Origin of the sequence: Chitinophaga sp. SYP-B3965 (genome assembly GCF_009647655.1) — a bacterium.
Taxonomy (GTDB): Bacteria; Bacteroidota; Bacteroidia; order Chitinophagales; family Chitinophagaceae; genus Chitinophaga.
The window spans coordinates 2400542-2416080 of the sequence record NZ_WJFD01000001.1 but is presented as its reverse complement, the minus strand read 5'-3'; the positions used below and the strand labels follow the sequence as shown (position 1 = coordinate 2416080).

Below are 15539 nucleotides of genomic sequence, written 5' to 3'. Positions count from 1 at the left end.
TAGGATTATGTAAACTATCCCTGATACATGCTGTGTCTTTGATCAATTCCAGCCGTTGTTGATGGCCTTAGCTACGTTAGGATTATAATTTTTTTCTGCATCAGGAATGGGGAATAAGAGATGTTTATCCTGGAAGGGCTGTGTACCCGTTCCTGGTTCTGCGGCTTTTTCTGCGTTGATGGTTTGTTTGATAATACCCCAGCGCAACAGGTCGAAATACCGGGATTGCTCGCCGCATAATTCAAGCTGACGTTCACGCATCAGTATGTTCATGGCATTTGTTTTATCGCCCAGGCTGGTATATAAAAATGCGCCGGAGCGGGAACGAACACTGTCTATCAGCGCCAGCGGTGCATTGCCTGTATTGTTTTGCTGGATCTGTGCTTCAGCCAGCATCAGCATCACATCTGCGAGGCGGATCACCTGCCCGTTGATAGGACTTTTAGGATCTCCGTATTTTTCCACGAGATGATAGTACTCGTATTTCTTCCAGCGATAATCTCCCTGGGGATCGGCAGCATCAAAAGGATAGTTCTTTACTCCACCGGGGCATTGCTGGCAGAAAACCGTTTCGCCACCGGAAGCAGCAGTGCCGTAGAAGGTGGATTTGGCGCGGGGATCGGTATACGGCAGGCCGGTTACAGGATGGGTATAAGTGAATGCTTTAACCGCAGCGTTACTGATGTATACATTCTTCCAGTTATCGTTAAAGCCATACTCCATGGCACGACCGCTATGTGTTTGTTTACCTACCTGTTCTGCTCCGTTGCCAAACATATAATAAGGAGAACCAATGGCCCAGTCTGTCCACTGCTGGTTCATGATCTGGAAAATATTTTCCGGTGTGTTCTGATTAGTGGTGCTGAAAACATTGTCGTAGGAAACATCGAGTTTGTAGGTGTAGGGTGCACCCATCAGTTTTTCGAGTTCCGTTTGTGCAGGTCCCCATTTTTTCTGGTACAGGTACACCTTGCCGAGCAGGGCCGTCACGGCGCCTTTGGTGGCTCTACCTAATTCCGCAGTGGGATATACAGTAGGTAATTCCGCTGTAGCCTGTGCTTCTGTAAGATCTTTTTCTATTTGCTTCCACACATCAGCAGCAGGGCTGCGGCTCAGGTAGTTGTTATTAAGCGTGGTTTGATAATCGATGTACAGCGGCACATCTCCCCATAATACTACCAGGTGAAAGTAAGCGTACGCACGCAGGAACTTTACTTCCGCGAGGTACTGATTTAGTTTAGCACGATCCACAGTAGCGGTGGGATTCCAGGCGGCAGCCCGGTCTATCACCAGGTTGGTCCTGAAGATCATCCGGTACAGGGAGAGCCATAACGAGCTAAGATTGGCGTTGTTGGTACCAAAGCTATAATCGCCCAGTTCCTGTTCTGCACCCAGCAAAAAACTGGCACGTTTGGCATCATGCCCCATCAGATCAAAAATATAGTAGTACTCCCTGGCCCATAGTCCGGGATGGAGCAGTGTGGCGTAACTGGCAACCGTGGCCTGGTTCAGCGCAGTGGTATTGTTAAAATAAGTTTCATACGCATAGGCACTCTGATCTACCAGGTCAAGGCGGCTCTTGCTGCATCCGGGCGCCATGGTCATCAGCACGGCTATCATCAGCAATTGATATATATACTTCTTCATAAAATCGTTTTTAACAATTAAAACCCTAATTGAATACCTGCCAGGAGTGTTCTTGGCTGCGGCACCTGGCCCTGGTCAATACCACGCGCAAAAATGTAGTCGCCCACCACTTCCGGATCGTAGCCGGTATAATTAGTGAGGGTGATCAGGTTTTGCGCAGCCACATAAATGCGGAGTGATTTAACGGTGCCTTTGGTGATATTGCTTAACATCGTGGAGGGAGCGCTGTAACCAATGGTAATGTTCCTCAAACGCAGGTAACTGCCATCTTCCAGCCACCAGTCTGATGGGCGGAGGTTACCACTGCCGGTGGCATTCTGACCTAACCTGGGCAAAGCCGCTACATCACCGGGTTTGCGCCATCTGTTAAGGAGCTCGGTAGATGCATTATGACCAGTGGCCATAGCGCTGGTATTTAATTTTAAGCCATTGAGGAGTTTCAATCCACTGATACCGGATAACACCAGGTTGAGGTCAAAGTTTTTATACGTGATGCCGGCATTGATGCCATAAATATATTTTGGAATAGCATTGCCTAATACTTCCTGGTCCTTTGCGGTAACTACGCCATCGCCGTCAATGTCTTTATAGATAAAATCTCCCGGTAATAATCCATCCTGGTATTTAGCATTGGGCATACCTGTTTTCTTCTGGGCTTCCAGATCAAGGGCCGCTACTTCTGCTGCATCTTTAGCCACATGATCTAAGCGATAGCCATAAAAAGAACCAATAGCATAACCGGCAGCAGTATAGGTGGTAGCCGGTACAGGTGCAAAGGCACCTGCCTGTATAGGTGCGGAAAACTGGTCTCCTAAAGACAATACTTCGTTGTGGTTAATAGATCCGTTTACATTGACAGAAAAGCTGAAGTTATGATTGATCTTATCCTTAAAACCGATGGCGAGTTCGAAGCCTTTATTTTGTGCATCTGCAGCATTGACCGTTTTTCTTGGTTGCGCACCAGTAGGGCTTACACCAATACTGGCGGGTAGCATGGTGGTAACCAGCAGCCCGGTACTTTTGCGGCTATACCAATCGGCTTCTACCGTGAGGCGGTTGTTTAGAAATGCCAGGTCGATGCCTATATCTGTCTGATTGGTTTTCTCCCATTTCAGATCAGGATTGCTTACCGTAGTGATGGAAGTACCGGATACAAATGTTTCCGTGCTGCCAAAGGAATATACCAGCGCGCCTGCAGGTGTGCCCTGGTATGTTCTGGCGGTGTTCAGGAAGTTGGGAATATTGTTGTTACCCGTTTGTCCCCAGCTTACACTCAGCTTTCCATCAGATAATACAGGGAATGCTTTTTTAATAAAAGTTTCTTCTGAAAAGCGCCACGACAAACCTCCTGCGGCGAAATTGCCAAAGCGGTTATTAGCACCAAAGTTGGAAGCGCCATCTCTGCGATAGCTGGCAGACAGTATATACTTATCATCAAAAGTATAGTTGAGCCGGCCGTAATAAGAGATCAGAGAGGGACGGGCGTAGTTGGAATAACCGCTGGTAACAGCCTGGGAAGCAGCTACAGTAATGTTGGTGATATTATCGTTCGGCTGACCCGTACCCCTGATGCCGGAACTGTTGGTTTGCCCGGGATCAATATAGCTTTGCCCGGCGATCAGAGAGAACTGGTGATTACCCAATATTTTGTCGTACGACAAATAATTTTCCAGCATGTAATAAGAGTTCTCCGAAAAAACGAGCGTGGATTGGCGGGCCTGATTCAGAAAATTGGACGACTGGTACTGTTTCTGATAACTGTTGCTCCGGCTGGTGTTCACTTCTGCTGCAAACTGAGAACGGAATTTCAGTCCGTCTATGATACGCACTTCAGCGGACAGCTGCGGGAAAAAAGCCAGTGATTTGCTTGTTTGGCTCCTCATGGCAATATCCTGCAGGGGATTGCTGGCGTTGCTATAGTCGTCTATGTTGGAGAGAATGGAATACCCTCCCTGTATAGACGGGTCCAGTACAGGTTTATATGGTGCGTACTGAATCGCATTAAGGATATTGGCATAATTACCATTGCCCACATACTGCCTGAATATAAGGTTCTGCGTAAACCGGAAGCGCCCCAGGCTTTCTTCCAGGCCCACACGCGCCTGGAACCTTTTGTTGGTAGCATCGGTTAAGATGGCCTGTTGATTGATATAAGTGGCAGATAAGGAGTAGCTCACTTTTTCACCACCGCCGCTGATGTTCAGATCGTTTTCAGATACAAGTGCATTGCGGAAAATAGCATCCTGCCAGTCAGTACTATCCTGTAATACCGCCGGGGTATTAAATTTGGCAGGCAGTACTGCACTCTTGGTGGCCGCCAGATCTTTCAACGCATCCACATACTGGGCTGCATTAAGCAGGTCCAGTTGCTTCCAGGCTTTAGCAATGCCCCATTGTGAAGTAAAGCTTACGCGGGGTGGCCCGGCCTTTCCTTTTTTTGTGGTGATGATCACCACACCATTGGCGGCGGCGGAGCCATAGATAGCGGTGGAAGAAGCATCTTTCAGGATAGTGATGCTTTCTATATCCTGGGGATTGATGGTGTTAAAAAGATTTTTGGTACCCTGTATGCCGTCGATCACATACAGCGGGTTGATGTCCGTAAAACTACCGGTACCGCGGATAATGATCTGTGCATCCGCACCTGCACTGCCACTGCTTTGCAGTACCTGTACACCGGCGGCTTTACCGATAAGCAATTGCGAAGGATTGGTAGCATTTACAGCGCCGGCTTCTTTCACCGTTATCACGTTGAAAGCGCCAACTACATCTTTTTTCCGGGCAGTGCCATAACCTATCACCACGATGTCGTTCAGGGCAGATACCGTTTTGATCAGGCGTACAGAGTACGTTAATGTAGCACCTGGTTTAAGCTGAACGTTGCTGAACTGTTGTGTTTCAAAGCCCATGTAAGAAACGCTGAGTAAATATTTGCCTTCCTGTGGCAACCCCGAGAAACGGAATACGCCGTTGCTGTCTGTAATAACGCCGGCAGTATATTTTGTTTTTTCATTCAGCGCTACAACGGAAGCATTGGGCAGGAGTTCCCCCTCGTCTGTACGTACGGTGCCGGTTACCTGCATGCGAACTTGTGCCTGTGTAAACATGGAAACGCCTGATATCAGCAGGCATAATAGCAGGAGCCATTTTGGTCGATAGAACATCTTCATAACTGAAATTTATTTTTTAATGCAGGGCATAGCAAGCCCCCGGCGCCTTTGCGCCTTTTAAGGAATAGAGCGATATAGTATGGAAAATTATTTCTTCTTAATAATGAATCCGCTGTCGTTTCGGATAAGCTTCAGATTATTGGGAAGTGTTAAGTCCGTCAGGATCTTCTCCAGTGAATCTGTCTTTTCGAACTTGCCATCAAAATAGATCTCCGTCACGTCTGATGGATAATAATAGATGGCTACACCGTAATAGTTGCTCAGCTGATTGAGTACCTGCGCCATTGGTTGATTGTTAAACTTATACCAGTCGGGCTTAGCATGACTGTCTCCGTTGTTTCCTGCTTTTACCAGTACATCCGTACCCATAGTATTGAAATTGGCTACGATGGTTTTCCCGGTTTTGCGGTAATAACGAAGCTCTTTGCCAGGTGTGAGCACTGTCTTTTTATCCGTGATGCCCTGTACCAATACTTTACCGGTATTCAGTCGTACGGTGATCATGTCTTCCCCGGGAATAGCCTTCACATGGAAAAAGGTGCCCAGAACCGTGGTTGATAATTCGCTGCTATAAACAACAAAAGGGTGTAATTGATCGGCTGTTACGGTAAAATCCGCTTCTCCTGTCAGGTATATGGTCCTGTTTTCTCTGAACTGTTTATTATATACGATGCCGGCAGCCGGTTGCAGCTGTGCTACAGAACCATCCGGTAATGCAATGACCATGGTTTTGCTGCCGGTGTTTTCTTTCCTTTCCTGTTGTTCCGCCGGAATGGTGATCACTGTTTCACTGGTAACCGTTGCCGCTTTCTTATCAACCAGTAATAGGGTTCCTCCGATCAGCACGCCGGCAGTTACTGCGGCAATGGACAGCCGTTTAACCCATTTGTTGCGGCTATTGGCTGATACGGTTTGCCGGTGAATATTTTTCAGCCATTGTTGGGAAACAGTTTTCGGAAGACTGTCCTTCTCCTGTAACTGGAAAAATTCTTCTTCCGGCAAATATTTCTCCAGCACTTCCGGATGTTCCTGCAGGTATGTGGCTACCTCACGGGCTTCTTCGGGCGTGCATTGATCGTTAAAGAACCGTGTCAGTAATTCATCGTTTATCATGTTGTATACGGCTGATAGATAAGTAATACGTTTGTGAGAGGCAGACTACTTAGTCGAAACAAAAAAATATTTTCAGAATGGGAAAAGCCAGGCCAGGAGGGGGAGGAGCATGCCGAAATAATGTTTTATCTGCTTGATGGCCTGGAAAATATGTGCTTCTACTGTTCTGGACGATAAGGAAAGCTCATGTGCGATCTGTTGATGACTCATGCCTTTAAAGCGGCTCATTTCAAACACCTTGCGGCGCATGGGGGGCATTTCTTCCAGCGCATGGGCAAGTTTATGCTGTAATTCCTTTTCCGCCAGTTTACCCCAGAGGTCTTCCGATGGCAGCGTATACCGGTCTATAATGTGGATCACCTTTTCTTTATAGATGCTTTCCTTGCGTAAGAAATCGATCAGGGTGGTACGGGAGATCCGAAACAGTTGTAGTTGTACATCGAGGTTGTCTGCAAGACTTTCCCGGTAGTTCCAGAATTTGATGAAAGTAAGTTGTGTCACCTCCTCTGCAATGAAAGAAGACTTTGTTTTCCGAAGAATAAAATGGTAGATCTTTTGGTGCCAGGAATAATATAATTCATTAAATACCAAAAGATTACCTTGTTTCAAAGCAGCTATAGTATTCACAACATGGTATTTTTACTACAGCAATTTAAATAAATAAATGTGGGAATTTCCGGAATTTAAAAGCCCCCGGTTGATTCCGGGGGCTCTTATCTCTAAATAACAGTTCTTTTAATTATAATTCCAGGTAAAGAAAATACCTGCAGGGAAATTAGTATAGTTCTTATAGTTGGCACTTAGCTTAGTGCCGTTACTAAAGTTAAACACACTGATACTATTGATCAGATAGTCCAGACCGTAGGCTTTGATCGTATTCAGGTAAACTTCACCTGTAAGCGGGTGCACGGCTATATTGTTGTACACTATACCCGCGTTTTCCACCATTGTTTTAGCATCCACCATAAACTCCGTGGAGTTCATACTGAAAACATGCCGGTATATTTTGGTGCCGGCGCCACTGAAATAAAGCGTGTCACCTTTTGCGGTAATGCCCGGAGTAGCCCCAAAACCAGCACTCACGCTACCTGTGGTGATGTCGTTGGCTTTTATTACAGAATAATCCCTGTAATTGATCTTGGAAATTTTAGAAGGAGAGCCGGTAGTGGAGATCCAGATATTACCGTCACTGGCCCTTACCACACCACTAACAGCCGCTTTCATATCCAGACCATAGGTGAGTGTATCCTTATTAGGCTCAATCACATATACTTTTGTACCGGCGGCAGCAAATAATTTATTATTTGAAACAGCCATCGTGAGCTTCGCAGCAGATCTGGAGCCCTTGATGAACGTGAGTGCTTTGGTGGTAGTGTTGAATCGGTATAAACCACTGTTATCGCGGATGATCACATTTTCCTCATTGAGCACTGCTACGTGCGTAGGCCAGCTAAGTGTGGCCAGCTCATCATTATAAGCGGCTTCTTTTTTAAGCGTTTCTGCATTGGCTACTACCAGCAGGCCGTCATTCGCAAATGAATTTCCTACGGCGTTCTTTTTACCGTTTTGAGAAATGATGTAGATCTTCTTATTGTGGATGTATAGGTCCTGTGCCACATTTCCAAGGTCTGTACTATTCGCTTTAGAATAGGCGCTATCGGTCACTACGCCCTGGGGGCTGATGAAGGTCAGGCTGCCGTTCTCCGATGTCATGTTCCCTTCATTCAGCACAAATGTGCCGAATTTGTATTTTCCATATACCGTAACGCTTGCCTGGGAAGAGGCTGTTACACCATTCCTGGAAGCCGTTACAGCAATCGTATGTTCACCCAGGTCCTGAGAGGCAAATTTAAAGATAGAGTCTTTAACTGCTGCGTCTTTGTTGTCTACCGACCATGCAAAAGTACTACCGGGAGTGGCCTTCACTTTGAAAATTAAGGTATCTTCCTGTGCTACGGTGTTTTGAGAAAGCACATTCACGATGCCTGCCTCAGGAGCCTGCAGCGGCTCTGTTGCATCTTTTTTAGAACACGATACTGCCACGATGGCGATGAACGCCCCAAATGCCAAATAACTCTTTTTCATCCTTACTATTTTATTGTTTCGATTTTAGTGCCTAACAAGTGCAGGTCTTCCCCACGTGAGATCTCGGTAGATGATTCTCCCAGCCAGCCGTTTTCCTGGTCTACACCATTGTATACTTTTACAAAGTCAATACCTGGCAGCACTACTTTATTGCCGTTTTTGTCAATGGCCCAGTCAATATCAATACCGGAGTTGTCATGCGGATTAGGATAGTTGTCTGTATATCCGTATTTGAATGCATACAGCACATAGTAACTACCTTGCCCGCTTTCTTCTATACCATTGCGGGCGAGGCGGATGCCTTTGTAAATGATCTTTTCATCTTTCACCCATGCAGGATAATAACTCTGTGCATGGAACGTATTTTTTACTTTGTAACCCTGCTGTCCCTGGTTATCCGTCCAGCGGATATAATTACTGATGCTGATGCCCGTAGGGGGAGTAGCATCCGGTGTTTCCGTTGCAGGACGATTGTAAGTCATTTCGTAAGTGCGGAAAGTGCGCACGTCATTTTTAGCAGTAACAGCTGCGGCATACCAGGGCTCACTTTCAGCAGAAAAATTGCCGCTGCCCTTTATTTCATACCACTCATCTTCATCAGGTTTGCCGTTTTTATTTTTGTCGTACGCCACCATCACAACGCCAGGTTCACAGCTTCCACCGAATGGTGCATTTGGACGGGGATTGGCATTGGCGCCGAATGCATTTCCATGGATCCGGAAATCGCGCAGGCCGGGTACATTTACAATAGTATGGTCAAACCCTACCACTACATAACCACCCCAGCCACCTAATGTGATGGTATTAGCATCTCCTCCCACCAGTTCTTTGTTTACTTTACCCATCATCGTTTCGTAGGTATCACCTGCGTTATATTTTGGCAGTTCGTTTACAAACTGACCAGGAGCAGGCAGATAATCGAACACCTTTGCTATAAAAGGAGATAGTATCTTATCTGATTGCTTCACCGTTATAAGCAGTGTATCTATCAGATCGCCGGAAGAAATTTTCAGTTTGTAAGTGCCCCTGTCCACAGTAGTGAATAGTGCCTTTTTAGAATTGGTGGTATCAGCCAGCCTGTAACGTTCAGACGGAGCGGACAATATTTCCCATTTCAGATCAGTCTTATTCGCAAATTTGGAAGAGGCCTCAATTACCAGGATCTTATTGGCGCTTGTTTGCCAGTTTAAGTAACGCCCGGTAGTTATTTGTACAACTTTTTGCACAATGTTACCGGCATTGTAAGCCCTGAGGATCAGGCTGTAGTTTCCAGGATCAGCAGGCGCCTGAAAAGTATACTGCAGGGCATTTGCTACCCTTTGCCCATTCACTACCCATACAAGGGAATCTACGCTGTTTTCAACGGCAGGAACAAGTACGATGTTCTCTTTTACCACCACATAATACTCTGATTCAAGACCAGCTATAACCGGTGCAGGTGCTGCAAGTTCAGCATCTTTTTTTCCGCAGCTGGTTATTAAAAGTGAAATGCAGCTTAGAAAAGCCAGAAGTCTGTATTGATTGTTCATTTTATCGAATTAATTATATTATTAAAAAAGCCGGGCAATACTATTACTGGGTTACCTCAACATTGTCCATGCAGATATAGGCAGGCGTATTCAGCCCGAAACTACCTGTATCGTTACCAACAAAGTTGAACTCAACACGGGTAACATTACCTAAGGCAGACAGGTCGAAATAAGTCCAGCTGGTTAAAGGGCCTGCAACAGGCAGGAAGTTATTATACCTGGCCACATAGATTTCAACGGGGGCACCACCATTGGTGGCTGAAGCACCATTAAAACCATATGCCTGTAATTTGAGATAACCTGTTCCTCCGGCTATATTTGAAAGCGGTGTTGCTGTACCGGAACCAAATGTATTACCGTTCATGATCACCCCGTAGGTATAAGAGGAGAGACATATTTCCATGCCCTCTATGATGCCGCTGCTGCCAGATGTGAAATTCAGTGTGGGGCGGGTAGCAAAAGATGAGTTAGCGGCATCTACGTAACCAAACATAACTGCAAAATTGCTGCTGCCGCCGGAGCCTCCGTTATTAGCACCATGCGTGCCGGAATAAACACTGCACTGATTGAGGTACGAGTACCACCAATCGCCGGATGTTCCGGAAATATTTGATTTGTAGTTCCAGTTGGAAACAACAAATCCTCCGTCCCAAAATTCAACAGGAGTGCCTCCGCCGGCACCTTTAACGGCAAACCTCAAATTGCTGGGTGAATGTACGTAGGGCGCAATTTGGGTGCCGCCCCAGGAAGAATAGGCATTGTCTCCATAGGAAGTATTACCAGCCATATAGCTGCTCCCTATACCTTCAAAATCGATGGTATAGAAGGTTGTCAGTTTTTTCAGGGTACTTTGCTCGTTCTTCAGGGTTTCTTGCTGTGAAATCGGGTCCAACAAATCGTTTTGCTTGGAGCAGGATGTAACTGCAACAAGACAAGTAATCGCTGCTATGAGCGTTTTGTTAAAAAGGGTTACTTTCATAAATCTGTTTTTAGATGGTATATAAATTCGGGTTGCCCGGCTTTTTTTATTTGATAAGATGTTTGTCCAGTATAGCACCCACCTGTAACATGCGCTCTTCATCCATGTTGAAATCCGTCATTTTGCCACCATTGCTGATAAAATCCTGTTGAATAACGTAGATCGCTTTTCTGACCTTCACAAAATTGATCCCCGGCAATTGAACAGGTTCTCCTTTATCATTCACCGCCATATCGATATCGATATTCAGCTTCTGTGAAAACGAAACGGCGCCGGTGAGGTCCTTTGTCATGCGTTTTCCTTTACGGGAGAATGAACTCTTCCATCCATCCAGTAAGACCATCTGTTTCGTATTGATATCCATATAGTAACCGGGAAAGAAACCTCTGGTAGAGAGTTTCCCCATAACGGTAGCACTGCTGAAGGTTTTGTTGGTCAGGATCTCGCCCTGTACAGGCGGGGTTTTGTTATCTGTCCAGTTGTAGTAGGTATATACTCTTCTGGTATCCGTTTCCGTTTTATTGTACGTAAAGGTCATTTCATAATGCAGTGTATCTTCTAATCCAAAATCTGCATTTTTAGTTTCATACCACTCATTATCGTCCGGTTTGCCATTTTTGTTAAAGTCATAGGCTACATAAACAGCCGGCAGATCACGGTTGGAGAAAAAAGCGGTCAGCTCCAGATCGGGTTTGCCGGGAACATTGACAACAGTATGATCAAACTTAAACGTTGCATATCCGCCCCAGGAACCTACAAAAAGAGAAGTACTAACGTCCGTTTTCCTTTTCTCTGTTGCTTTGGCTAAAAAATCATTGTAAGGAAGCGGATACTCATAACCCAGATCCCACAATATCCTGTTTCCTATAATAGCCCAGTTATGCAATTTGCCCGGGGCAGGAGCATATTCCAATACCGTATAAGCATTTTGTACATACTGTGCCGTACTCACCGTAATGTTGCGGGTGGATGTGGTGGTCTGTTTACCAGCGGTAGCACGAAGCGTAAGCGCATAGGTACCGGCGGAAGGGGAGATAAAGCTAAGGTTGCGGGTTTTCCCGATCACTGAATCTCCAATAGACCACTGGTACTCGTAATCAGCACGATCAGGTCCGGTAACTGTGGGCGCAATATCAATTACATCACACATGGGAACGGTGAGCTGATCAGCTATCGATATAGCAATAACCTTTTCTACCTCTATTTTAAAAGACTGCTCATCCGTGCCGCCTTTATTATTCACTTTAAAAGTAACTTCGAAATTCCCGGACTCTTTAGCCTCAAAAGTATAATTGAGCTGACCAGTGGCAACTTCCTTTTTATTCACCAGCCATGTATAACCGTTACCTTTAGTGTTGGTGATGCTGGGTGCCAGCACCATTTTATCACCAATGTTCAGTACGATCGTATCTGAACCCACCCCGGAAATACTGGGGGCCTGATATTGCTCTTTCCTGCAGGAGGAGGTAAGGAAAATAACGGCTGACAGTAGTTGTAGAAAAACGATTCTTTTCATATATTTTTTTATCATTTAGGCAATAAGGCAAAATGGGCAGGTATATCACCGGTACGAACACTCCATTTCTTTTTACCTTCCTTTGTAAAACAGTATAATATTCCGGGGGAAACATAGTTACCGGCATCAGTAACATAGATCTCTTTCGTAACGGGGTTTACCATAATTCCATAAGGGATTTCTATCTCTTTATCCGTTCCATCCGTAATAAATGCACGGGTAACCACAGCATGCGTACGGGTATTAACAATGCCATAGGTAATAACATTGGAATAAGTGACATAACTCCACTCTGTACTGTATACATAGAGGGAGTCTCCGTCCAGGAAATAATTACTCACAGCAATAGGTAAAGTATCGGTTACTTTCTGCTGGGTTTTGTCTATAAAATAGAGCCTGGAAGGAAGCTGTTTGTAATCACCCCTGGATGTTACCCAAAGATCACCACGTTGATCGGCCTTTATGTGGTGAAGGTTATACGCCACATCTATCCGTTTATCCTCTTTAAAAGTAGCCAGGTCAATTACCGAAACAGTTCTCTCATACTTCTCCGTACTGCCCGCGCCCATATAACCTCCTGAGTTAGCTACGTAGATCTTGCCATTGGTTATTTCAAGGCCATCCGGCTGGTAACCCACAATACATTTGTTCACTACTGCAAGCGTGGCGGTATCTACTTTGGCTACATAACCTTTTTGCGCATAATTTGGATTGATTTCAATAGGGCCTGCGTAAGAAGTGATATAGGCAAATCCTTTATCGAACTTTATATAACGGCAATTAGGGATCTCAATCTGCCCGATCCTCCGCGCAGTTCTTGCATCCATCACTTCTACTTTATTGGAAGCATTGATCACTGCATAAAGCCTGTTGCCATAGATAGCGATGTCGTTCCCTACATCTCCCATCTCCTTGGGTACGGTTGGATTAATGGCAGCATAGATGTTCCTTTTAAATTCACCGGTAGCATAGTTGAAAAAGTCCAGCGTGCTTTTATTACTGCCCATATTACCTTCGTTCAGCAGGTAAAAGCCAGCAAAGCCATTTAGCGCAGAAGAGTCCAGGGAAGTATCTTCATTGGTGAAGACTTCTATGTCCTTCCTGCATGATGCAGCCACAAAAACCAGTAATAGCAGTGCTATTCTCATAGTTCAACAGATAAAATGATCTTATAATTTCGTTTCGGCATGGGGTAGTTCATCACCACTTCATAATCCTGGTTGAAAACATTATTCAGCTCTCCGGAAACCCTGAAGCGGTATCTTTTCAATTGAAAGTTCTTTGAGGCGGAGAGATCGCTGGTGTACCAGGGCTGTTCATAATTCTCCGGTATATTGGCTGAATTATGATAACGCTCACCTACATATACATAGCTATAGTTGAGCCGCCAGGATCTGTACTGTATACTTGAGATAAGCGAACCGCTATGCCAGGGGATGTAAGGGATCTGCCCTCCGTAGGTGATCTTTTGCAGTTCAGGATTTTTGCGCTTTGTATAATCCTGTGCTTTCTGGTAAGTGTAAGAAGCCCTTAGATTCAGTAAAACACCAGCTGGTAAAGAGAAGGTCTGATCGGATACAATTTCCATCCCTCTTATCTCCACATCCCCGATATTCATCATCATCCAGCGGTACATACCACTGCCTTTAGGAACAGCTACTATTTTATTGGTAACCTGGTTGAAATAAAAATCTGATTGTAACTGCCACTCACTCAGAACCGAGCCTGAAAAACTTTTATGATATGCAAACCCGAGGTTGTATTGGTGGGTGTATTCCGGCTCCAGGTTGATATTACCAATGTCTGTATAATACAGGTCATTAAAAGTAGGCATCCGGAAAATGTTCTTATAGAAGGCCCTGATGTTAAGATCCGTTTTGGAAAAGGGTTTATAAGAGATGAAAAACGCCGGGGTCACTTCATTTTTGGAAGGCGCTTTAACGGCAGCACGTTCATCTACAAACGTGCCCAAAACACTTGCCTGCATTTTTACCTTTCCGAAGTCTGCCGCTCCGGCTAATGCTACCAGGGAAGTAAACCTTTTCGGAAATACAAAACCATCCAGATTAGAGTTAAGCGTATTATACTGGAAGTCTGTAGACAGATTGATATCAATTTTATCGGACAGGCTATACTTGTTGGCCACAGAAGCATACCATTCCTGCTGCTGAAAATTGTTATCGATATACAACAAAGTAGTATCAGGGTTCAGGTAGCGCATGTAATCGTTGGCATACTTCGCATTTACCTGGAGATCGTAACCTTTGACAACATTTTTCTGAAAAGAACCCTGCAGGAAAAAGTTCCTGTCCCACTGCCTTTGCGCGCGCTTCCAGACGTTATTAACGATGGCACCTGGTATACCTCTTTCTGAATTGTAGAAGTAAGCCTTGGCATTCCAGAACCCCCGATCTATATTTCCATATAACCCGCTTTCAAGCCTCAGTCCATTTATATCTCCATTTTGCCGCATAGCCGTTGTATCCCAGGCAATGTCTTTAGAACCGTGAAATACCCTCTTATAACGGAATGGATAACGACCGGAAGATTTTACATATTCGCTGCTGAAGGAATAATGCACGTTCTCTGTGAGCTTTTGCTCCAGCAGGAGTGAGGGGTTTATTAAATCAAACGAGCCCGTTTTAAAAACACCTTTAAAGTTTGTTGTTTTAGAAGAATCAAACACCGGCTTACGGCTCCGCAGGTAAATAGTGCCGGATGAACCATAATCCCTGGCAGGTTGAAAGATCTCACTTTTCTGACCATTGTAAACAGAGATGGATTCAATGTTATCCATGGAAAATTTCCCAAGGTCTATCTGCCCGTTCTGTGCATTACCCAACTGAATGCCATCGTAAAATACGCCCATATGGTTGGTGCCCATACTACGCATATCTACGGTTTTTAAACCTCCTATACCGCCGTAATCCTTTACCTGTACACCTGCAAAATACCGTATGGCATCTGCTACAGAAAAGCTGTTTAAACTCTTTAAGTTTTCACCGGAGAGCTTTTGTGAGGGGATCACTTCTTTATAACCTGATGTATAAATAGTAACACCCCGCAAAGTATCCACACGTGTATGCTGGGCATGCAGGTCCGTGCCAATAAATGCCAAAAACGTTATCAGCAACGTTTTTAATGCGTTTGACATATACTAATAATTAATTCCCACCGATAAATACCGGATGACATACGAAGACAAATAGACGCTGAAAATTTCAGTGCAAGTTGTATTCAAAGCCCCATCCTCGAAAGCTTTAAAATGTATGTGCGTTTGGCAGGTCTCCTGGCTTGTTCTCACTTTTTTGACGGCCTTCCCATTTTTATTTCACTAAAAACAGTGGCAAGAGAATGTCAAATGTGTTTGCAATAGAACTTACAGTAGCGGGTCTGCTCAGGATTTACACCTGATTCCCTATTAATTTTAACATTGTGAAACCTATGTTAAAAACCAATTGCGGCGTGAAAGTACAACAAATTTATTGATTTGGGGAGGT

10 protein-coding genes and 1 riboswitch are annotated in these 15539 nt (G+C 44.9%); all 10 genes read right to left on the bottom strand.

Annotated elements, in window-relative coordinates; all coding sequences use genetic code 11:
* Nucleotides 1-42: 42 nt before the first annotated feature.
* The 10 genes from GFS24_RS09285 to GFS24_RS09240 all read right to left on the bottom strand — a co-directional run bounded on the left by GFS24_RS09285 (nucleotide 43) and on the right by GFS24_RS09240 (nucleotide 15193).
* Nucleotides 43-1647 carry a RagB/SusD family nutrient uptake outer membrane protein gene (locus tag GFS24_RS09285; RefSeq protein WP_153659287.1) on the bottom strand — a complete coding sequence of 535 codons (1605 nt, stop codon included), beginning with the start codon at nucleotides 1645-1647 and terminating at the stop codon, nucleotides 43-45.
* A 17-nt stretch (nucleotides 1648-1664) separates the two neighbouring features.
* Entirely contained in the window at nucleotides 1665-4817 is a 3153-nt protein-coding gene (locus tag GFS24_RS09280; protein WP_153659286.1) for a TonB-dependent receptor, read from the bottom strand.
* A gap of 87 nt (nucleotides 4818-4904) precedes the next feature.
* Entirely contained in the window at nucleotides 4905-5930 is a 1026-nt protein-coding gene (locus GFS24_RS09275; RefSeq protein WP_153659285.1) for a FecR family protein, read from the bottom strand.
* Nucleotides 5931-6002: 72 nt separating this feature from the next.
* Nucleotides 6003-6557 (bottom strand): sigma-70 family RNA polymerase sigma factor, encoded by a 555-nt coding sequence (locus GFS24_RS09270; RefSeq protein ID WP_153659284.1) that lies wholly within the window; start codon nucleotides 6555-6557, stop codon nucleotides 6003-6005.
* Between the two features lie 108 nt (nucleotides 6558-6665).
* A complete protein-coding gene (locus GFS24_RS09265) occupies nucleotides 6666-8015 on the bottom strand; it encodes a DUF5074 domain-containing protein (RefSeq protein WP_153659283.1) in 1350 nt (449 codons plus the stop codon).
* Between the two features lie 5 nt (nucleotides 8016-8020).
* Nucleotides 8021-9544, bottom strand: a complete 1524-nt coding sequence (locus GFS24_RS09260; RefSeq protein ID WP_153659282.1) for a hypothetical protein — start codon at nucleotides 9542-9544, stop codon at nucleotides 8021-8023.
* A 43-nt stretch (nucleotides 9545-9587) separates the two neighbouring features.
* Nucleotides 9588-10523: a DUF4465 domain-containing protein gene (locus GFS24_RS09255; protein ID WP_173003025.1), complete on the bottom strand. Its 936-nt coding sequence runs from the start codon at nucleotides 10521-10523 to the stop codon at nucleotides 9588-9590.
* Between the two features lie 46 nt (nucleotides 10524-10569).
* Nucleotides 10570-12039: a PKD-like domain-containing protein gene (locus tag GFS24_RS09250; RefSeq protein WP_173003024.1), complete on the bottom strand. Its 1470-nt coding sequence runs from the start codon at nucleotides 12037-12039 to the stop codon at nucleotides 10570-10572.
* 11 nt (nucleotides 12040-12050) lie between these two features.
* Nucleotides 12051-13187: a YncE family protein gene (locus GFS24_RS09245; protein WP_153659279.1), complete on the bottom strand. Its 1137-nt coding sequence runs from the start codon at nucleotides 13185-13187 to the stop codon at nucleotides 12051-12053.
* Entirely contained in the window at nucleotides 13184-15193 is a 2010-nt protein-coding gene (locus tag GFS24_RS09240; protein ID WP_153659278.1) for a TonB-dependent siderophore receptor, read from the bottom strand. Before GFS24_RS09240 ends, GFS24_RS09245 begins: the two co-directional genes overlap by 4 nt.
* Nucleotides 15194-15300: 107 nt before the next feature.
* Nucleotides 15301-15513: riboswitch (cobalamin riboswitch) on the bottom strand.
* Nucleotides 15514-15539 lie beyond the last annotated feature (26 nt).

What these genes read in the sequence shown, in the direction of transcription:
- GFS24_RS09285 (WP_153659287.1), bottom strand. Translation starts at nt 1,647, where the DNA reads ATGAAGAAGTATATATATCAATTGCTGATGATAGCCGTGCTGATGACC.
- GFS24_RS09280 (WP_153659286.1), bottom strand. Translation starts at nt 4,817, where the DNA reads ATGAAGATGTTCTATCGACCAAAATGGCTCCTGCTATTATGCCTGCTG.
- GFS24_RS09275 (WP_153659285.1), bottom strand. Translation starts at nt 5,930, where the DNA reads ATGATAAACGATGAATTACTGACACGGTTCTTTAACGATCAATGCACG.
- GFS24_RS09265 (WP_153659283.1), bottom strand. Translation starts at nt 8,015, where the DNA reads ATGAAAAAGAGTTATTTGGCATTTGGGGCGTTCATCGCCATCGTGGCA.
- GFS24_RS09260 (WP_153659282.1), bottom strand. Translation starts at nt 9,544, where the DNA reads ATGAACAATCAATACAGACTTCTGGCTTTTCTAAGCTGCATTTCACTT.
- GFS24_RS09255 (WP_173003025.1), bottom strand. Translation starts at nt 10,523, where the DNA reads ATGAAAGTAACCCTTTTTAACAAAACGCTCATAGCAGCGATTACTTGT.
- GFS24_RS09250 (WP_173003024.1), bottom strand. Translation starts at nt 12,039, where the DNA reads ATGAAAAGAATCGTTTTTCTACAACTACTGTCAGCCGTTATTTTCCTT.
- GFS24_RS09245 (WP_153659279.1), bottom strand. Translation starts at nt 13,187, where the DNA reads ATGAGAATAGCACTGCTATTACTGGTTTTTGTGGCTGCATCATGCAGG.
- GFS24_RS09240 (WP_153659278.1), bottom strand. Translation starts at nt 15,193, where the DNA reads ATGTCAAACGCATTAAAAACGTTGCTGATAACGTTTTTGGCATTTATT.